The 19,211-nt window shown below is 65.2% G+C and carries 12 protein-coding genes; 4 read left to right on the top strand and 8 right to left on the bottom strand.

The annotated features are described in order from the left end of the window. Positions 1-2: 2 nt before the first annotated feature. Positions 3-6,239 (top strand): amonabactin biosynthesis non-ribosomal peptide synthetase AmoG, encoded by a 6,237-nt coding sequence (amoG, locus tag ACM3N8_RS02195; RefSeq protein WP_416015386.1) that lies wholly within the window; start codon positions 3-5, stop codon positions 6,237-6,239. Then, the gene (locus ACM3N8_RS02190) at positions 6,236-7,837 is read left to right on the top strand and encodes an amino acid adenylation domain-containing protein (RefSeq protein WP_290016758.1); all 1,602 of its coding nucleotides are present in this window, start codon (positions 6,236-6,238) and stop codon (positions 7,835-7,837) included. Before amoG ends, ACM3N8_RS02190 begins: the two co-directional genes overlap by 4 nt. Before the next feature lie 76 nt (positions 7,838-7,913). Here the strand turns inward: ACM3N8_RS02190 and ACM3N8_RS02185 are convergent, their stop codons facing one another. Beyond that, positions 7,914-8,858, bottom strand: a complete 945-nt coding sequence (locus tag ACM3N8_RS02185) for an amonabactin ABC transporter substrate-binding protein (protein WP_103472412.1) — start codon at positions 8,856-8,858, stop codon at positions 7,914-7,916. A 159-nt stretch (positions 8,859-9,017) separates the two neighbouring features. On the opposite strand from ACM3N8_RS02185, the gene amoD reads away from it, so the two are divergent. Then, on the top strand, positions 9,018-9,743 hold the full coding sequence (gene amoD, locus ACM3N8_RS02180; protein ID WP_290016756.1) for an amonabactin biosynthesis phosphopantetheinyl transferase AmoD: 726 nt from the start codon (positions 9,018-9,020) through the stop codon (positions 9,741-9,743). 69 nt (positions 9,744-9,812) lie between these two features. On the opposite strand, the gene ACM3N8_RS02175 is transcribed toward amoD, so the two are convergent. From ACM3N8_RS02175 to ACM3N8_RS02155, 5 genes are all read right to left on the bottom strand, one after another. Continuing rightward, positions 9,813-10,616: an amonabactin ABC transporter ATP-binding protein gene (locus ACM3N8_RS02175; RefSeq protein WP_290016755.1), complete on the bottom strand. Its 804-nt coding sequence runs from the start codon at positions 10,614-10,616 to the stop codon at positions 9,813-9,815. Next, a complete protein-coding gene (locus tag ACM3N8_RS02170) occupies positions 10,616-11,683 on the bottom strand; it encodes an amonabactin ABC transporter permease subunit 1 (protein ID WP_290016754.1) in 1,068 nt (355 codons plus the stop codon). Before ACM3N8_RS02170 ends, ACM3N8_RS02175 begins: the two co-directional genes overlap by 1 nt. A 14-nt stretch (positions 11,684-11,697) precedes the next feature. After that, complete coding sequence (locus tag ACM3N8_RS02165; protein ID WP_043137052.1) at positions 11,698-12,714, bottom strand: amonabactin ABC transporter permease subunit 2; 1,017 nt, start codon at positions 12,712-12,714, stop codon at positions 11,698-11,700. Between the two features lie 71 nt (positions 12,715-12,785). After that, positions 12,786-14,759 (bottom strand): siderophore amonabactin TonB-dependent receptor, encoded by a 1,974-nt coding sequence (locus tag ACM3N8_RS02160; protein ID WP_290016752.1) that lies wholly within the window; start codon positions 14,757-14,759, stop codon positions 12,786-12,788. Positions 14,760-14,816: 57 nt separating this feature from the next. Next, positions 14,817-16,052, bottom strand: a complete 1,236-nt coding sequence (locus tag ACM3N8_RS02155) for a siderophore amonabactin export MFS transporter (RefSeq protein WP_416015385.1) — start codon at positions 16,050-16,052, stop codon at positions 14,817-14,819. 256 nt (positions 16,053-16,308) lie between these two features. Between ACM3N8_RS02155 and ACM3N8_RS02150 the strand changes: the two genes are divergently transcribed. Continuing rightward, the gene (locus tag ACM3N8_RS02150; RefSeq protein ID WP_290064454.1) at positions 16,309-17,061 is read left to right on the top strand and encodes a hypothetical protein; all 753 of its coding nucleotides are present in this window, start codon (positions 16,309-16,311) and stop codon (positions 17,059-17,061) included. Positions 17,062-17,076: 15 nt separating this feature from the next. Here ACM3N8_RS02150 and ACM3N8_RS02145 read toward each other — a convergent pair whose 3' ends face one another. Next, positions 17,077-17,538: a DUF2919 domain-containing protein gene (locus ACM3N8_RS02145; RefSeq protein ID WP_042871506.1), complete on the bottom strand. Its 462-nt coding sequence runs from the start codon at positions 17,536-17,538 to the stop codon at positions 17,077-17,079. A gap of 152 nt (positions 17,539-17,690) precedes the next feature. Further along, positions 17,691-18,638, bottom strand: coding sequence for a magnesium/cobalt transporter CorA (gene corA, locus ACM3N8_RS02140; protein WP_011705843.1), 948 nt, complete (start codon positions 18,636-18,638; stop codon positions 17,691-17,693). Between the last annotated feature and the right edge of the window lie 573 nt (positions 18,639-19,211).

Here is a 19,211-nt window from a genome sequence, read left to right as displayed (position 1 = left end):
TTATGAACAACATGATTGCGTTGCTCCAGCAGCTGGAGCGCCAGGGAGTCAAGCTGGCCTTGAACGACAAGGGCCAGCTCATCTCCCAGTCGAGCAAGGAGGCGGTGACCCCCGCCATCGGCGCCCAAATCAAGGCGCACAAGGACGAGCTGGTGCGCTGTCTGGCGGCCCGCGCCGCCTTCGAGGCGCCTATCGTCGCCGAGGGCGCCCTGCAGGGGCCGCTCTCGTCGTCCCAGAGCGGGCTCTGGTTTATCGAGCAGTACGAGGAGGCCTCCCACCTCTACAACATGCCGGTCTATTTTCGCGTCAAGGGAGAGCTGGACACGGCGGCGCTGGAGTTTGCCTTCGACCACCTCTTTGCCCGCCACCCCAGCATGCGCACCCGTTTCGTCAAGGACGAGGCGGGCAGGGGGGCGCAGGAGATACTGCCCCACGCGCCCTTCAAGCTGCATATAGAGGATGTGAGCGCAGAGCCCGAAGCCGAGCGTGAAGCCTATGTGGCCAGGCGAGTGCGCGAAGAGATAGGCCGCCCCTTCTCCCTGACCCAGGGGGATCTGAGCCGGGTGCACCTTATTCGCCTCGGCGAGTGCGAGCACGTGCTGCTGATCACCCAGCACCACATCATCTCCGACGGCTGGTCGGTCAAGAATATGTTTGCCGACTTGAAGCGTGCCTTCCTGGCTCATCAGAACCGTGCGCCCTTGCGTGTGCCCGAGTTGCCGCTCACCTACCTCGACTATGCCCACTGGTTCAACTCGCCGCGTTTTCTGGATTATCACGCCGAGTTCAAACCGTTCTGGGTCGACCGGCTCGGTGGCAGCCCCGAGGTACACGGCCTGCCGCTCGACAAGCCGCGCCCGGCCCATCAGGCCAGCGGCGGCGAGCTGGTCTTCTCCACCATAGACAACGCCCTGTGGGAGAGCTTCAAGCGGCTGTGCCAGCGCCACAACACCTCCAACTTCATCGGCCTGCACGCCCTGTTCGCCCTGCTGATGGTGCGCCAGAGCGGGGAGAAGGAAGTTGTCATAGGCACGCCGCTCGCCTACCGCGAGCGCCATGAGATAGAGTCTCTGGTGGGCTTCTTCGTCAATACGCTGGTGCTGCGCACCCGGCTCGACGGTCGCCCCAGCTTTGTCGACTACCTGCAGCAGTGCCGGGAGGAGGATCTGGCGGCCTTCGATCACCAGCTCTACCGTTTCGAGGCGCTGGCCGAGGCCATAGGCGCCGATCGCACCACCGCCATCAACCCCATCTTCCAGATCATGCTGGTCTATCAGGCCAAGGTGGATTTCAACGATCTCATCCCCGGCTGCCAGCTGGTGGAGGAGACCTCCCCTGTGCTGCCCGCCAAGACCGACATCTCGGTCAAGGTGACCGAGCTGATGGATTCCGTCAGGGTAGACTGGCTGTTTGCCACCGCCCTGTTCGAGCGAGAGACCATCCAGGCTTACGCCGATCGCCTGCTGCACCTGATGCGCGCCGTGGTGGCCGCCCCCGACACCGATATCTGGCAACTGCCGCTGGAGGCGGGCACAGACCAGACGGCGCTGGCCGCCGAGCTCGCCGACCTGCCGCGGGACTACCCGAGCCGGGAGACCCTGCTCTGCCATATCGAGCAGCGGACCGGGCAGTTCCCAGGCGCGCTGGCGGTGAGTGACGGCGAGGGTGCCCTGAGTTATGGCGAGCTGGAGGCCCGAGCCAACCGGCTGGCCCATTGGCTGCAATCCTGCGGCGTCACCCCGGGCGCCGCCATCGGCATCCAGGCCAGACGCGATGTGGCCTTCGTCATCGCCCTGCTCGCCTGCTGGAAGGCGGGGGCGGCCTATGTGCCGCTCGATCCCGCCTATCCCGCCGAGCGGCTGGCCCATATCCTGAGTGACGCCAGCATTGCGCTGGTGCTGGGGGGAGAGCCGGATGCCCGGCTCGCCGAGGCCATCAAGGGCACAGATGCCGGTTACCACAACCTGCATCGGCTGGCGCTGGATGGGCTGCCAACCAGCGCTCCCGCCATCCCCCGGGACGCCGCTATGCTGGCCCAGATCATCTACACCTCCGGCAGCACCGGCCTGCCCAAGGGAGTCATGGTGGAGCAGGGCAGCCTGGTCAACCTGATGGCGGATCATGCAGATCGCATCGCCCTTGATCAGGATGGCGCCATGTTCAACTGCATGTCCCTGTCGTTTGATGCGGGCAACATGACCACCTTGCTGCCGCTCTACTGCGGCGCGGCCCTGCACTTTGGCGAGCCGGGGGAGGGGGTGATCAGTGCCGCGATCGCGCGGGGCGCCAGCCACATGATTTTGCCGACCGCCCTGCTCGCGAACCTGCTGCCCCCGACGGATCTCGGCTCCCTCAAGGCCATCGGCTTTGGTGGCGAAGCCTGCCCGAGCAGCCTGGTGGATCGCTGGGGGGCGCGGGTGGCGCTCTACAACATGTACGGCCCGACCGAGTGCACAGTCACTGCGCTCTGCGCGCGGCTCGTGCCGGGTCAGCCCATCACCATAGGCCAGCCCATCAGCAACCTGAAGGCGCTGATCCTGGACGAGGGGGGCAACCTCTGCCCCGTGGGAGTGCCGGGCGAGCTCTGCCTGGCCGGCCTCGGCCTGGCCCGCGGCTACCTCAATCTGCCTGATCGTACTCAAGAGGCCTTTATCGAGCTCGCCTTGGCGGGTCGTACTTGTCGCCTCTACCGCACCGGTGATCGGGCCCTGCTGCGCCGCGACGGCAAGGTCCAATATCTGGGCAGGCTTGACGAGCAGATCAAGCTGCGCGGCTATCGCATCGAGCCCGGCGAGATAGAGACGCAAGTCGCCGCGCTGTGCCCGGCCATCCGCCAGATCAAGGTGGTGGTGCAGGAGGGTCGTCTGCTGGCGTACGCCTGCCTGCATGCGGGGGAGAGCGAGCCGGACGCCGAGGCCCTGCTGCAACGGGCCGGCGAATGTCTGCCCGAATATATGGTGCCGGTGAAGCTCTGTTGGCTCACCGAGATGCCGCTCACCCCCAACGGCAAGCTGGACCTGCGCCGCCTGCCTGCCATTGACTGGCAGGAGAGCAAGGCCGAGCCACAGAGTGAGCTGGAGCAAACCGTGCTCGCCATCTGGCAGGGGGTGCTCAAGCAGCCCCTCGGGGTGGAGGATGACTTCTTCCGCTTGGGGGGTGACTCCATCCTCAGCATCCAGCTCACCACCCGGTTGCGGGATGCGGGGCTGCACTGCAGCGTCAAGGACGTGTTCGAAGCCAAGACGGTGCGCCGCCTCTGCCGCCAGCTCGGCCAGCAGCAGGCGGTCAGCCACCAGACCGAACAGGGCAACCTGGTCGGCGACTTCCCGCTCCATCCCATACAGCACTGGTTCTTCGAGCAGGGCTTCGCCAAGCCCGGCCACTGGAATCAGGGGGTGATATTGCGCCTGCCCGCCGGGGTGGATGATGACACCCTGGCCGGCTGGCTGACCACTCTGCGCCAGCATCATGACGCCCTACGCCTCGCGGTCACCCCGGCCGGTCAGCGCTATCTGGCCGAGCTGGCGCTGCCGCCCTTGCCGACCCTGGATGCAGGAACACTCGGCGGTGCTGAACTGCAGGCCCGCCTGACCGAGCTGCAGGGGGATCTCGATCCCGCCAGCGGCCACACCCTGGCCTGGGCCCGCCTGCGCAACCTGGCCATAGAGGGTGAGGCCGATCCTGTGGAGGGGCTCTTCCTCGCCTGCCACCATCTGGTCATCGATGCCGTCTCCTGGCGCATTCTGGCCGAGGATCTCGCCCGGGTGAGCAGGGGCGAACCCCTGCCCGCCAAGGGCAGCAGCTATCGCCAGTGGGGCGAAGGGCTGGCCGCCTATGCCCTGCGCGAAGAGGATCAGCTGGCGTTCTGGCTGGCCCAGGGGGAGGGCAACCAGCGAGGACTGCTGGAAGCGCAGCGCGCCGAGGATGGCCGCGCCGCCGCCAGCCTGCTGCAATTGGACAAGGAGACCACGGCCCGCTTGATCGATCCGGCCAACCAGGCCTTCTTCACCCGGGTGCCCGACCTGCTGCTGGCCGCCCTGACTCGCACCCTGAGCGAGCTGGGTTATGGCGCACGCCACTGCGTGATGCTGGAAGGGCACGGCCGTGAGGCCATCGATGCTGAGCTCGACGTGAGCCGCACCCTGGGCTGGTTCACCAGCGCCTATCCACTGGCGCTGGCCGATGAGCCGGAGTGGGATGTGCTGGTGTGCACCACCAAGGAGCGGTTGCGGGCCGTGCCGGACAAGGGGGTGGGTTTCAACGCCCTGCGTCTGCACCACCCCCGTGGTTGGGAGCTGCCCGAAGCCCTCATCGTCTTCAACTACCTGGGGGTCAGCCATCAGGGCGTTGCAGATCAGCCCTGGCAGCCCCTGCCCATGGCGCCGGGGGCACCCTCCTCACCGGACAACCTGCCGCGGGAGCTCATCAGCCTGCACGGGGGCGTCTATGACGGCTGCCTCACCCTGCGTCAGGTCGGCGCCCTCAACCAGCAAGGGAGCGATGCCCTGATGGTGAGATTGGCGGCCAACCTGCGTGCCCTGGTGGATCACTGTTGTGAGGTGAGCGCCCCGCGCCACACCCCGAGCGACTTCCCGGGGCTTGGCCTCTCGCAAGCGGCGCTCGATCGGGTGCTGAGCGGGCGCGAGGTGGAGACACTGCTGCCCATGACCTCGCTGCAGCAGAGCATGCTCTATCACAGGGCGCTGGCGCCTCGTGACACGGCTTACCACCTGCAGACCGAGATGGAGTATCGCCAGCCACTGGACCTGGCTGTCTACCGCCAGGCCTGGCAGGCGCAGATCGCCCGCTGGCCGGCCCTGCGCAGCGAGCTGGTGCTGGCGGATGGGGTGGCGCTGCAGCGCATCCTGCGCCATGCCGAGCTGCCGTTCCATCATCAGGATCTGGTGGGGGATGAGCAGGCCGAGGCGCGCATCTCGGCCTATCGCCAGCAGGATCTGGCCCGCCCGATCCCGCTTGATCAGGCTCCCTTGTTGCGGGTCGCCTGCTTCAAACTGGCGCCCGATCACCACAAGGTCATCTTCAGCGCCCACCATGGCGTGCTGGATGGCTGGAGCGGCCCAGTGCTGCTGGGCTCCCTGCATCGCTGCTACCAAGCCCTGATGAACGGCCTGCTGCCGCAAGCCGAAGCGGATGGGGCCTGGCTCGCATTTGGCCGCCATATCGCGAGCCAAGCCCGCGCCAGCGAGGCCTACTGGCAGGGGCGCGCCGAGTTGCTGGCCCGACCCAACGATCTCTCCCGCCTGTTCGGGGTGGCGCTGGAGCCGCAGTTGACGCAGCACAGGCCTGCGGTGTGCGGCCAGACCCTGGCGCCGCAGGTGTCGGCTCAACTGGAGGCTCGCGCCCGCGAGCTGGGGGTGACCACGGGCTTGCTGGCCCAATACGCCTGGCATCGGTTGCTGGCCCGCCGCTGTGGCGACGACATCACCCTGGTGGGCAACGTGACGCCGGGCCGGGATTTCCCCATCGAGGGGATCACCCAGAGCGTCGGCCTCTATATCAACAGCCTGCCGCTCATCCTGGATTGGCGCACCGAGGCGACCCTGGCCGAGCATATAGGCAGGCTGCAGTCGGACTCGATGGCACTCAATGAGCACGGCACCCAGTCGCTCGCGGCGCTGACGCAAGGCAGGGCTCGCCTGTTCCAGAGCCTGTTCGTGTTCGAGAACTACCCTGTGCCGGCGCTGCCGGAGGAGCCAGAGCCCCATCAGCTGGTGCCGCGCTTTGGCGCCGTGGTGGAGAAGGTGGAACTGCCGCTCTCCCTGGTGGTGAACGCCCGCGGCGGCCGGCTCAATCTGCGCCTCGAGTTCGACGGGGATCTGATCCCCATGGCGAAGGCAGAAGCCGTGCTGGCCGCCTGGCTGGCCGAACTCGGCTGGCTGGCGGGGGCGAGCCTTGCGCTGCCGGCCAGACCCGACGAGATGAGCCTGCCTGCCCCAGTGGCCGTGCGCGTCGCGGCGCCAGTCGCTGAGTCCTGCCCGCCCGCGGCCCGTCCGCTGGTGGCCCTGTGGGAGCGCCAGTGCGGCGTGCCCGGCGTCTGGCAGCAGACCCTGTGTGAACTCGGGGTGGATTCGGTGCAGCAGCTCGCCCTGCTGGCGGCCCTCAATGCCGCCTTCGCCGGCGAGCGTGCGCCGCTCACCCTGCGGGATCTCAAGGCCCATTCATCCCCCTGCCAGCTCTATCAGCACTGGCTGGTGCGACTGCCCGAGGAGGTGCTATGACGGTTCTGACCCAGATTGACCAGGCTCCCGTCAAACCGAAAGCCCATCGGGAGTTGAGCCCTCCGCAAGGCGGGCTGGCAACCGAACAGACCCTGGGCTCGCGCCTGGCCGATTGCCTCGCCGCCACCCCGCTGGCCCCCGCCATCGGCATGGGCGGGGTCGGTATGAGTGAGCAAGGCATGAGTGAGCACGGCACGGGCGAGGCCGGCCCCGGCGCCTGGCTCAACTATGGCGAGCTCAGCCTGCGGGTCGGTCAGATCGCCGCCCGCCTGCAGGGGCTGGCGGTGGGGGAGCGGGTCGGCCTCTATCTCTCCCGCAGCCCCGATCTGGTGGCCAGCCTGCTGGCCTGCCTGCGGCTCGGTCTCACCTTCGTGCCCCTTGAGCCGGACTTTCCGGTCGAGCGGCTGCAGGGGATCGCCCGTCAGGCCCGGCTCTCGGCGGTGATCTGCGATGGAGATCGGGAGGTGCCGACCTTCGGCTGTCCGCTGCGCTCCCTCGCTGGTCTCGGTCACGCGGGGACTGCGGCTGTGCAGTGGCCCAAGGTGGACGATGCGCTGACGGCCTACATGATGTTCACCTCGGGCTCTACCGGCGAGCCCAAGGGGGTGGTCATCAGCCGGCGGGCCCTGCTCTGCTTCCTCGACGGGATCCGCGAGCGGCTCGGGCTCTCACCTAACTGCCATTGGCTCTTTATCACCACCCCGGCCTTCGATATTTCCTTGCTGGAGATGCTGGGGCCGCTCTGGGGCGGGGGCCGCTTGACGGTGGCCGGCGGCGAGCACAACAAGGATCCGCTGGGAATGATGGCGCTGCTCGAGGCGGATCCTTCCATCAACTGGCTGCAGGCCACCCCGGCCTGCTGGCGCATGCTGCTCAAAGCTGGCTGGCAGGGGCGCGAGCGCCTCATCGCCCTGTGTGGCGGCGAGGCGCTGGACTCGGGATTGGCCGAGCAGCTCTGTGCCCGCACCCAGCGGCTGTGGAACTGCTACGGGCCGACCGAGGCCACCGTCTGGTCGCTGGTGAGCGAGGTGCGCTGGCCGCCAGCGGAGGGGCAGATCACCATCAGCCACAGCCTGCCCGGCTACCGCCACTGGGTGCTGGACGAGACGGGGCAGCAGGTCGCAGAGGGGGAGTGCGGCGAGCTTTGCATCGAGAGCCCGGCCCTGTGTGAAGGCTACTGGCGCAAGCCTGGATTGACGGCGGCGGCCTTCCTGCGGGTTGATGCCCATCGCCTCTATCGCACCGGCGATCGGGTGCGCCGACTGGGGGCGGATCGCTTCCTCTACCTGGGACGGCGCGACGATCAGGTCAAGCTGCGCGGTTTTCGCATCGAACTGGGGGAGGTGGAGGCGGGCCTTCGCCGTCAAACCGGGGTGCAGGAGGCGGCGGTGCGCCTCTTTGGCGAGGGGGACGAGGCCATGCTGGTGGGCTATGTGGAGGCCAAGGTCGGGGTGACCCTCAATCGCCTCGCCCTGCGCAAGGGGCTGCAGGCCACGCTGCCGCACTACATGGTGCCGGCGCGGCTCATTCTGCTGGATGCCCTGCCCAAGACCGGCAGCGGCAAACTGGACAGAAAGGCGCTGCCACTGCCTGAATAGGTTCTGCCCGAGTGCCTTGATAAACAAAGAAGCCCGCAAATGCGGGCTTCTTTTTGACTGTCATATGAGGGCGGGCTTATTGGGTGATGGGAGCCGCGTCCGGTTTGGCGAGCAGCTGCTCGACGTCGTCGATCACCTTGAGGGCCGCCTGGGGGCCGCCGGTGGAGGTCCACAGCGAGCCGTCCACGGCGCCAAAGCGCTTGCCCTTGATGGCGTTCAGTTGCTGGAAGGCCGGGGTCTGCTCGGCCTGCTTCATGGCATCCACCGCATCGCCGCTGGCGCTCAGTGTGCCTATCACCAGCCAGTCACCGTCCAGCAGGTTGAGGGATTCGAGGCTCAGGGCCGGGGAGTGGGGGGTCTTGTCGCCGATCTGGTGGGTCGGACGGGCCAGCCCCATCTCTTCCACCACGCTGCTGGCGAAGGTGCCGCCGTGCATGTAGCTCGGGCCCTTCGGGTTCCAGCGCACTATGCTCAGGCGCTCGCCCTGATGCTTGGCAAGCTTGCTGCGGGCCTCCTGCAGGCGGGCGTCATACTGGGCGAGGAAGGCCTTGCCCTCGGCATCCCGGTTCAGCACGTGGGCGCTGCGATTGAAGATCTCCTTCCAGGAATCGCCCCAGTTGCCGGTGACCACTGTGGGGGCTATCTCTTGCAGCAGGGTCAGCAGCTCGGGCTTGGTCTGGCCGGTGAGGATGAGATCCGGTTCCAGATCGATCAGCCGCTCCAGATTGGGGTTGTCCAGATCGCCGACCACGGCGATATCCTTGCCCGCCTTGGTCAGCAGGTAACGGGGCAGTGTGCCCTGGCCGCGACCGTTGACGGTGCCGACCGGCTGCAACCCCAGGGTCAGGGCCGTATCCAGATCGATTTCGCTCAGCACCACCACTCGCTTGGGCTGGGCGGGCACGACCTGGGTCTTGCCATCGGCATCGGTCACCTGACGGGTCTCGGTGCCGGCCTGGGCCTGAAAACCGACCAGGCTGGCCAGCATGAGCGCGGCGGCCAGAGGGGAGGAGATCTTCATCGTTACATCCTTCTTGGTGAAATCAGCGAAAAACCGGGCCCCAAACGGGCGGCCTTATGCTATCACAAATTCAAATGATAAAAATTGTCATTTGTGTTTGTGGCGTAAGGAGAGGGCGGTTTGCTACCATGCTGGTTCTCCAACCAAGGGCTCTTTGTGATGTTCATTGCCACTGCGCCAGCCTGTTCACTGGACCGTTTTATCCTGCAGGCCGATAGCCTGCCGCTGCCCGGTTTTGCGGAACTTGCGCTGCAGCGGGTCTGCTTCGATCCCGCTGCCTTCACCCCGGCTTGCTATGAGCAGGCCGAGATCCTGCTGCCCGCCAGCTTGCAGCGTGCGGCCCCCAAGCGGCTGGGGGAGTTTCTGGCCGGCCGGTTGGCGGCCCGTGAGGCTCTGCACTGCTTTGGGCTTGGCGATCATGTGGTGGCCATAGGATCGGCCCGCGAGCCACGCTGGCCTGCGGGGTTTGAGGGCAGCATCAGCCACAGTCTGTTGCAGGGGCGCGGCATGGCCCTGTGCGCGGTACGTCCGGCCCAGGCTGGTATGGGGCTGGATCTGGAAGCCTGGCTGGAGGATGGGCAGGCGAGCGAGCTCTGGCCCGGTATCGTGGATGATGAGGAGTGGGCGCGGCTGCAGGATTGTCCGCTCGGCCCGGCTCCGGGATTGACTCTGGTGTTTTCCGCCAAGGAGAGCCTGTTCAAGGCGCTCTACCCCAGGGTGGGGCGCTATTTTGACTTTCTCGATGCCCGCTGGCTGGCCATGACGGAGCAGACCCTCACCCTCGAACTAAAAAGTGCGCTGACCCCGGAGCTGCCCGTCGGCTGGCACTGTACCCTGCACTGGCAACGCTTGCCGGGGGGCGTGCTGACCACGCTTGTGCTCTGAACGTGCCTCTGCCGCTCGGTGTCATGGGATAAAAAAACCGCCATCAAGGCGGTTTTTTTGATCCTGCGTTCAGGCCTGCTGCTGCATGGCAAAGGTGTGCGGGCGGCGGCGCGGCACTATGATGGGGGCGCCATCGCCGGGGGCGTGCAGTATGTCCACGTCCGTCTGGTAGAGGCGGTCGATGAGGGGCTTGGTCACCACCTCGCGAGCCGGGCCCATGGCCTGGATCTTGCCCTCGCCGATGGCGATCAGCTCGTCGCAGTAGCGGGCGGCGGTGGCGAGATCGTGGATGACGATGAGCACAGTCTTGCCTTCGGCGGTGATCTGGTGGATGGCCTCCATCACCTCGGTCTGGTGGCCTATGTCCAGCGCGCTGGTGGGTTCATCCAGCAATATGATGTCCGCGTCCTGGGCCAGCACCATGGCCAGCCACACCCGCTGGGCCTGGCCGCCGGAGAGGGAGCTGGCGCTCTGCGCCAAGATGTCGCCAAGCTGCATCCGCTCGCAGGCCCAGCGCACCATGCGGGCATCCTCTTCGCTCCACTGATTGAACCAGCCCTGATGGGGATGGCGGCCGTACTGCACCAGCTGTTCGACCTGAATACCGGCGGGCACCAGGGGGCGCTGGGGCAGGTAGGCGAGCTCCCGGGCCAGCGCCTTCATGCCGTAACTCTCCAGCGGTTTGCCCTTGAGCAATATCTCACCGGATTGGGGCTGCTCCTGGCCCGCCAGCAGCTTGAGCAGGGTGGATTTGCCACCGCCATTGGGGCCGACTATGCCGACCAGCTTGCCCTTGGGAATGGTGAAGGAGATGTCGTTGAAGACGGGCTTTTGCTGATAGCCAAAGTGGAGGCGATTTAGGGTGAGGGTCATCAGTCGGTTCTCTGTCTGTCTTTGATCAGAATAAACAGCAGCAGTATGCCGCCAAGAATACGGGTCATGATGCCGGTGGCGACCTCATGGGGACTGGCCAGCACCCGCACCAGGGTGTCGCTCGCCAGCAGCAGCAGGGCGCCGCACAGGGCGGCGATCCACAGCGGCACTATGCGATCCCGGCTCATCCAGGAGGCGAGTATGGGGGCCGCCATGGCGATGAACACCACTGGGCCGCCGATGGCGGTGCCAAGGGCTGCCACGATGATGGCCTGGGCCAGCACGCCGAGCTGCACCCGGTTGACGTTCACTCCCAGACTCTGGGCCGTGATGGGGCCCAGACGCAGCACGCCCAGGGCGCGGGAGAGATAAATGATCCAGGGGCAGACCAGCAGGATCAGGATCCCCACAGGCACGACTGTGTTGTAACCCTGGCCGACGAAGTTGCCCATGTTCCACAGGTAGAGGCTGGTGAGGTGCACCAGCGACTGGGTGGACATCACGAACTGGCCGATGGCGTTCATCAGCTCGGAGACGCCGATGCCGATCACCACGAACAGATAACCCTGCTCCCCCGGCTTGTTGCACAGGGCGTAGAGCACGGCGGCGGCAAACAGGGCGCCCAGCGGCGCGGCCCACCAGGGCCAGCTGCCCAGGGTGAGATAGAGGGAGAAGGCGATGATGGCCAGCGACGCCCCCTCGTTGACCCCTATCATGTCCGGGGTGGCGAGGCGGTTGCGAATGAGGGTCTGCACCAGACAGCCGGAGAGGCCCATGGCGGCGCCTGCCACCAGCACGGCGACGATACGCGGCAGCCGGATCTTGAAGACAGTCACTTCATCGAGCCGGCTCCCCTCGCCAAGCAGGGTCTGCACTACCCCCAGCATGGTGAGCTTGCTTGAGCCCAGGGTCAGCGCCAGCAGGGAGAGCAGTACCAGGGCCACCAGGAGCCCCAGCGTGATGAGCCAGGCGCGGCGGTGCAGCAGCAGGGTGCGCTCACCCAGTCGCAGGCAGAGGGTGCCGGAGGGGAGGGAAGCGTTCAGCTGTGTGTTCATTGGATTGTTCATGAGGCAGGGCGACCTTATTTGACGGCCAGCAGGGAGCGGAAGCCGCCGCTGCGCACCACCATGATGAGCACGGGGGCACCGATCAGCGCCAGGATCACCCCGTTGGGCAGCTCGAACGGCTGGATCAGCCAGCGGGCCAGTATGTCGGCCCCCAGCAGGAACAGCACGCCAAACAGGGCGGAGAAACGCACCTGGATGGCGAGGCGTACCGGCTCCACCAGACGGGCGCAGTAGGCGGCCAGGAAGCCGACGAAGCCGATGGGGCCGGCGATGGCGATGGCGCAGGCGGTGAACAGGGTGGCGGCCAGCAGCACGCCGATCCGCACCCGGGTCGGCCGTATGCCGAGCGCCTGGGCCTGGTTGTCCCCCATCTGCATCAGGGTGAGCTGGCGGCACAGGGCCAGGGTCAGCAGCAGACCGGCCAGGGCGAAGGGCACCACGGTGAGCACGGCGTCGAGATCCGAGGCGGCCAGCGACCCCAGGTTCCAGAAGCGGAACTGCTCCAGCACCACCTTGTTGGAGAGCAGCAGGAAGTTGGAGAGGCCGCCAAAGGTGGCGGAGAGGGCGACCCCCACCAGGATGAGCTTGAGCGGATTGGAGCGCCCCACCATGAGGCCGAGACCCAGTACTATGAGGTTGCCAAGCAGGGCACCCATGCCGGACCAGAGCAGGTAACCGTAGGCGGATTCGACGCCAAAGTAGGTCAGCCCTATCACCAGGGCGAACACGGCGCCGGCGTTGACGCCGAGCAGGCCGGGCTCGGCCAGCGGATTGCGGGTGGCGCTTTGCAGCATGGAGGCCGCCAGCGCGAGACAAACACCCACCACCAGGGCACACAGGGTGCGGGGCAGACGCAGGGTATGAATGATCATGGCGAGCTTTTCATCGGCCATGAGGGCGGGATCGCCCAGCAGAAATCCGGCGACCTCGCGGCCACCATAGACACCGGCACCCGTGGCCAGTGACAGACAGATCAGCAGGAACAGGAGAACAACTCCCAGCCAGAACAGCTGTGTTTGGTGTCTGAGCACCCGGCTACTCCTTATTGTCGAGGCGATAAAACGGAAAAAGGGAGCCCTGGACCGGGCTCCCGAACGGGGGATTACAGCTTGTAATCCACGCCGGCATAGACGGTGCGACCTTCCAGGATGAAGTCGGCGTCGGTGGCGACCTGATCACGCTGGGTGTTGGTCAGGTTGGTGATGCCGAGTTTGAAGTCGAGCGCCGGGGTCACCTTCCACTTGGTGTTGACGTCCAGGGTCTGGTAGTGCTTGGACTTGAGCGCCTGGGAGTTGTGCATCGGTACCTTGATGAACTGGCTGCCCACGTATTGCCAGGCCAGGTTGGTGCTGACGATCTCGGTGGCTTGCCAATCCAGGCTGAGGTTGCCGGTGTGATCCGGGGTCTTGGCCAGATCCTCGCCCGTGCTCTTGTCTTCGGAGTCCAGCAGACTCCAGTTGCCGGTCAGCTTGAGGTCGTCTCGCACGTCGACCCAGCCGTTCAGCTCCAGCCCTTTCACCCGCGCCTTCTTGACGTTGAGGTAGGTCATGACGGTTGGACGGTAGCCCGGGCCCCACTGATCGCTCTGGATCAGATCCTCGATGTCGTTGTGGAAGCCGGTCACACCGGCGCCGAAGCGAGCGCTCTCGTAGGCGGTGCCCAGCTCATAGCTGACGGCGGTTTCCGGTTTCAGGTTCGGGTTGCCGACCACCTTGCAGGCGCCACGGCAGGCGGTGGTGGCGAAGCCTTCGCTGGACTGGGCCAGAGTCGGTGCCTTGAACGCCTTGCCGGCGCCACCCTTGATCACCCACTCGTCGCTCAGCTTGTAGAGCGCATAGGCGCGCGGGCTGAACTCGTTGCCATAGGTTTCGTGGTGGTCGAGGCGGCCGGAGAGGGTCAGCGCCAGATCTCCCAGGCTGAACTCGTCCTGCAGATAGAGGGCGCTCTGGCTCGCATCCACGCTGCCGTTGGTGATGCTGCGGCTGTGCTCCAGCTCGGTCTTGCGCATCTCGGCGCCCGAGGTCAGCAGGTGATCCCCCAGATAGCCGCTCAGCTGGCCATCGACCGTGTGGTTGGTCTGGGTGACATCGGCGGCGCCGCCATTGAGCTGGGAGTCATCCATCAGATCCGTCTGCTCGAAGTAGTAGCGGGCGCGGCTGTCGAAGTGCTCCCAACGGCCGTTGTGGGTGACTCCCAGGCTCAGGCGATCGAGCTTTTGCACGTTGTGCGGAGTGGCCGGTGCGGTCGGGGCACGGGGCACGTTGTTGAAGTAGCTGTCCATGTCGTTCTGGTTGTAGCCCAGATCGAAATCGATATCCTGGTTGTCACTGACCAGCCACTTCAGGCTGGAGAGCATGTTGACCACTTCCCGTTTTTCCAGCGCATCGGCATCCGGGTTGTTGGACTGATCGCTGTGCCAGCGGTCGCGCTGATAGCCGTCCACCACCACGCTGCCCAGCAGCTTGTTGTCGATCAGGGCACCGGAGACAAAGGCGCTGCCTTGGTTGGCATCGCCACCGTCGCCCTTGGTGGGCATGGTGTGGGTGTAGCCGAAGGCCGCTTCCGTCTTCTCCTTGGCCTGGCGCAGGATCACGTTGACCACGCCGCCCAGGGCATCGGCACCGTACAGGGAGGAGACGGGGCCACGGATCACTTCGATACGCTCTATGGCCGCCATGGGGATGGAGCTCAAGTCGAAGTCATTGCCAAAGGAGCTGCCTAGGGTCTCGCGGGCGTTGACCCGTTTGCCGTTGATCAGCAGCAGTGTGTAGTCGCCGCCCATGCCGCGGATCTTGATCTCGCTGCGGCCCGTGGGGTTGGTGCCTATGATGTTGACACCAGGCACGTGCTTGAGCGCTTCGCCTATGTTGTTGGCGTTCATCTTGTCCAGATCGGCGCGGGTCACCACAGAGACGCTGGCCGGGGCGGACAGCTCGGTGTGCTGGGTCTGGGTGGCGGTGACCACCATGGTCTCGTTGGCCTTGACCGATTCGGCCTGGGCCAGGCCCGGCAGGGCAAACAGGCCGAGGGAGAGCAAAATCGGGTTCAAGCGAAATACGCCAGGCTGCAACTGCATAGTCAAAACTCCATGAATAAAACAGAGGTTATGGGGTCCGGCTCTGGGGCCGGTAGCTCACTGACTTCCTTGTCTGGCGGCGCCAGACTCGGGGTTATTGTTATTCCTTGTCTGCGCCAGCCCCTTGAGCAGGAGCCAGACACCGCCGCAGGCCAGCAGGCCGCAGCCGATATTGATCCAGGCGAGCCCCGCAAAACCGTGCAGGGCGCCAGTGTCATCCGAGAAGAGATACCTGGCCGAGAGCAGGCTGCCGAGCCCGGCCGCCACATTGGTCACAGTGCCCTGGAAGGACATGAAGGCGGCGCGCTGATGGGGGGCCGGAATGGCCGCCGTGATGGCGAGCGTGGTGCTGGATCGGGCCGAGCTTAGCGCCATGAAGAGGGTAAACAGCAGGTAGACGGGCACGCCGACGGGGGCGGCGAAGCCGAGCAGGGTGATCAGCGCCAGTAACAGGCTGGTGATCAGGATGGCGGCCAGCGCCCGGCCCTGATCGATCCAGCTGCCGCACAGCCGCATGGTCGCCATGCTGGCGAGGCCGCCACACAGATAGAGGGCGGCGATCTGCTCGCGCGGGAAGGCGAGGTTGAACTGGAAGTAGTTGGCAAAGTGCGGGATCAGCAGGAAGTGACCGAACATCTGCAAACAGAGAATGAGCAGGGCGCCCTGGCAGAGCGGCGAGCCCAGCAGCTGGCGCAAGCCGCTGCCGTGAGGGGCGCGGCTGACCGGCAGGGAGGGCAGCAGCCGGGCGCAGAGCAGGGCCAGCAGCAGGCCGCCAGCGCCAAACAGCAGGAAGGGGCTCTGCCAGCCGAGCCACTGGGCCAGCACCAGGGCGATGGGCACCACCAAAATGGCGGCCAGCGAGAAGGCCATGCCCACGTAGGCGAGGCGGCGGCCCCGTTCGGCCGGTGGCACCAGGTCCAGCACGGCGGCCATCAGGATGGCGGAGAGGGGCCCGGCCACGCAGCCTGACAGAATGAACAGCATCAGCAGTTGCTGGCTGTTATGCACCAGGGCGCAGGCCATCAGCAGCAGAAAGCGCAGGGTCAGCAGCACCAGCAGGGCGGGTTTGCGGTTGACGCGATCGAGCCAGGGCGCGGCGATGAGGCCCATCAGGGCAGCGCCCAGGGTGGCACCGCCGCTGAAATAACCTGTCTGTTCCGGTTGCATGCCGAGGCTGATGACCAGATCCGGCCCGAGCGGCATCACCATCATCATGCTGCCCATGGAGAGCATGTTGATCAGCATCGCCAGATGGATGATGGCAGGGGTGGTGGTGGCGGTAACAGGCTTCATCAGCGGCTGGCTCGAAAAAATGAGTCCGAATTGTATCCGAGCGATTTTTTCGTGACAACAAATGGTAATCATTTTTATTTGTATTATTTGATCTATCTCCGTCCTTTCGGCTCGCAGGCCGTCAAGGGGGGCGCTCCGGCCCATGCCGCCCTTGCCCCTGGGGTGCAAAGTCATTGAAATGCGAGACAGATGGATCATGATGGTGATAGCCAGACTGGCAGAGACGGTGAGCCGGGCTCCCGGACAGGAGAGAGAGATGAAAAGGTGGCGTTGGAGCGGGATCTTGTGGCTGTGCGGGCTCTGGTGCCTGCCGCTGCGGGCCGAGGTCAAGGTGATCCCGGTATTCGAGGCCCAGGCGGCGGTGCAGACCCTCAAGGAGATCTACCCGGATCTCGGGGTGAGTACCATGGGCAATCAGCTGGTGCTGAGCGGCAGTGCGGCCCAGTTGCAGGAGGCCGAAGCGACCCTGGCCAAACTCAACCAGCCGCCCCAGAGCCTGCTCGTCGAATGGCGGGTGGATGGCGCCTCAAGCGGTCAGCAGATAGAGGCGGGTATCGGTGGTGATGCGGCCAAACGGCAATGGCTGCTGGAGGGCAATGCCCGGCAATACCAGCGCAGCCAGAACGACAGCTGGCAGGTGCGCGGCCTGTCAGGGCGGCCCGTGTTGCTGCAGATGGGCTCCTACCAGCCGGTCACCTTCTATCAGTGGCGCGGTGGTCAGGTGGTGGGCTTGATGCCGCTCATCAACGGCCTCTACGCCACCGCCACCCTGATAGGGGACAGGGTGCAGATAGCGCTCAGCAGCGAACAGGCCAGGCTGGAGCAGGGCACCATCAGCACGGGGCAGAACGCCACCGAGGTGAGCGGTGCCCCCGGTCAATGGCTGACGGTGGGGGAGCTCTCCACCAGTTCGGCCCAGCAAGGCAGCAGCCTGGGCACCCAGTTGCAGGGAGGCCGCGGCAGCCAGAGCGATCGCCAGACCCTGCAGATCCGGGTCACTCGTCAATGAGTGACCCCTATTTTCTCAGTGAGGTTGATCGGCCGCGTATTCGCGGATCTGGCGGCTGCGCAGCAGATACCAGAGCGCCCAGAGGCTGCCGATCAGCACCAGGGCGGTGGGCCAGCTGAACGACCATTTCTGCAGGTTGAGGCTGTGCAGCTGCATCAGCAGGCCGCTGACGGTGGAGCAGAGCAAGAGGCCGCGGCTGTGGCGCCTGAGCCAGGCGCGCACGCTGTTGGTCTGCTGATAGGTGCCGCCAAAGGCGAGCAGCGCCAGCATGGCGGGCACGTCGGTCAGCAGGCTGATGTAGAGGCTGATCTTGTCCGGATAGAAGAGGGTCAGGATCTCGCTGCCGCTCTCGCGGGTGACCCCTGCCATCAGAAACAGCCAGACCGAGCGGGTCAGCAAGAGGGCGATGGGCCAAAACCAGAGGGGAGGGCGCAACTGGCCGTGATCGTCATATCTGTGTTCGGGGTAGAGGGTCATGGTCGCCCGTTATCCGCTTGGGTTGTGCAAGTGATGAAGAGGATATGGGGCAGGCTGGTGCCCTTTGCAAGGCGTGCCGGGGGATACGAATTAATCGGGGGGCCAGTGCCCCCCAATCCATCGTCTCTTTCTATCGCACTTTCTGGCGGCGTTTACAGCCAGCCCTTGCGCTTGAAGAAGAGGCCTGTGCCGAGCGATGACATCACCATCAACACCAGCGAGAGCGGATAGCCATACTCCCAGGCGAGCTCGGGCATGCGCCCAAAGTTCATGCCGTAGATGCTGGCGATAAGCGTCGGCGGCAGGAAGATGACAGCTGCCACCGAGAAGATCTTGATCACCTTGTTCTGCTCCAGATTGGTCACCCCCATGGAGGCCTCCAGCTGGAAGTTGATCTTGTCGAACAGGAACTGGGTGTGGGGCAACAGAGATTCCACGTCGTGCAGCATCTCGTCGATCCACTTGTTCTGCTCGTTGCTCATGCGCTGGCGCAGGCTGCGCTTGAGAAAGCGCAGGGCGCGACGGGTATCGTGCAGGGAGAGGCGGATCTGACCGTTGGCCTCTTCCTGTGCCATCAACTCCTTGAGCATGGGATTGATCTGATCCGGCTCGAAGATCTGATCGGCGGTGTTCTCCAACGTCTTGTAACCGTCTTCGATAAGGTCGGAGAGGTACTCCACCTTGAGGTTCTGCACCTCCAGCAGGATGTCGAGGGCATCCTCCACCTCCAGCCGGTCCTGGCGCATGTAGTGGCGCAGCAGGCGCACCAGGCCGATGTCATCCTCGCGGATGCTGATCAGCAGGTTGTTGCGCAGGGTAAAGGAGACGTGGACACCCTTGGTGTCACGGCCGATCCGCTGGGGGAACAGGGAGTGAATGTGCAGACCATCGGTATCCCAGTAGAAACGGGCGGATGCTTCGATGTCGTCCAGCTCTTCCTTGTCGGGAACCTCTTCCAGAAACAGGCCCGTCAACCATTCTCGCTCCGCCGTGTCCGGCTTGTAGGCATCCAGCCAGACGGTGTTGTCAGGCACTATGTCGTCAGGCCCGAGCGTGACTATGTCCAGTACCTTGTTATTGAGAATGTAGGCGGTGATCATCTGTCCCCCCTTAAGAAGTCATGGGTAATCAGGGATGGTTGCACAGGTCATGCGGCCTAGATCGCATAGAAAGCGATCCCGTGGACAAGCAAAACGGGCCGATGGAAAACCTGAATGCGGCGAACTATACAGGGGCGGGGCGCGCTTGTCAGGGCCTATTCATCCGAGGTTCAGCCTGTTCGCTCAAAAAAACAGCGAGGTCGGATCAGCGGATCCGGCCGTGAAAGTGACAGCCTGTTGACTGCCGCATGGCGCCGGGTGCCCGTCTGGGGGGATAGGCCTCACCTATTGGGATAATGGGACCCCTAGCCCCCAAAAGCGGCGCCCAGACCGCGGTCTGTCTGGGCTCCTTCCTTGGTGTCGCCGCTGATCTACATGGGCAGTCTCATCACATATTGGGATAGTTGGGGCCCGAACCTCCCGGCGGTGGTGTCCAGACGATGTTCTGGGGCTGCGCATCCTTGGTGTCGCCGTAGCGCAGCGGGCCTCCCGTCACATATTGGGATAGTTGGGACCCGAACCTCCCTGCGGTGGCGTCCAGATGATGTTCTGGGGCTGCGCATCCTTGGTGTC

This window comes from Aeromonas sp. A04, assembly GCF_047780465.1.
Lineage (GTDB): Bacteria > Pseudomonadota > Gammaproteobacteria > Enterobacterales > Aeromonadaceae > Aeromonas > Aeromonas bestiarum.
Note: the sequence above shows the minus strand (reverse complement) of the source record. Positions and strands in the feature narration are given on the sequence as shown.

Bases quoted from the DNA above. Each gene is read 5' to 3' on its own strand.
- amoG (WP_416015386.1), top strand. From the start codon at position 3: ATGAACAACATGATTGCGTTGCTCCAGCAGCTGGAGCGCCAGGGAGTC.
- ACM3N8_RS02190 (WP_290016758.1), top strand. From the start codon at position 6,236: ATGACGGTTCTGACCCAGATTGACCAGGCTCCCGTCAAACCGAAAGCC.
- ACM3N8_RS02185 (WP_103472412.1), bottom strand. From the start codon at position 8,858: ATGAAGATCTCCTCCCCTCTGGCCGCCGCGCTCATGCTGGCCAGCCTG.
- amoD (WP_290016756.1), top strand. From the start codon at position 9,018: ATGTTCATTGCCACTGCGCCAGCCTGTTCACTGGACCGTTTTATCCTG.
- ACM3N8_RS02175 (WP_290016755.1), bottom strand. From the start codon at position 10,616: ATGACCCTCACCCTAAATCGCCTCCACTTTGGCTATCAGCAAAAGCCC.
- ACM3N8_RS02170 (WP_290016754.1), bottom strand. From the start codon at position 11,683: ATGAACAATCCAATGAACACACAGCTGAACGCTTCCCTCCCCTCCGGC.
- ACM3N8_RS02160 (WP_290016752.1), bottom strand. From the start codon at position 14,759: ATGCAGTTGCAGCCTGGCGTATTTCGCTTGAACCCGATTTTGCTCTCC.
- ACM3N8_RS02155 (WP_416015385.1), bottom strand. From the start codon at position 16,052: ATGAAGCCTGTTACCGCCACCACCACCCCTGCCATCATCCATCTGGCG.
- ACM3N8_RS02150 (WP_290064454.1), top strand. From the start codon at position 16,309: ATGAAAAGGTGGCGTTGGAGCGGGATCTTGTGGCTGTGCGGGCTCTGG.
- ACM3N8_RS02145 (WP_042871506.1), bottom strand. From the start codon at position 17,538: ATGACCCTCTACCCCGAACACAGATATGACGATCACGGCCAGTTGCGC.
- corA (WP_011705843.1), bottom strand. From the start codon at position 18,638: ATGATCACCGCCTACATTCTCAATAACAAGGTACTGGACATAGTCACG.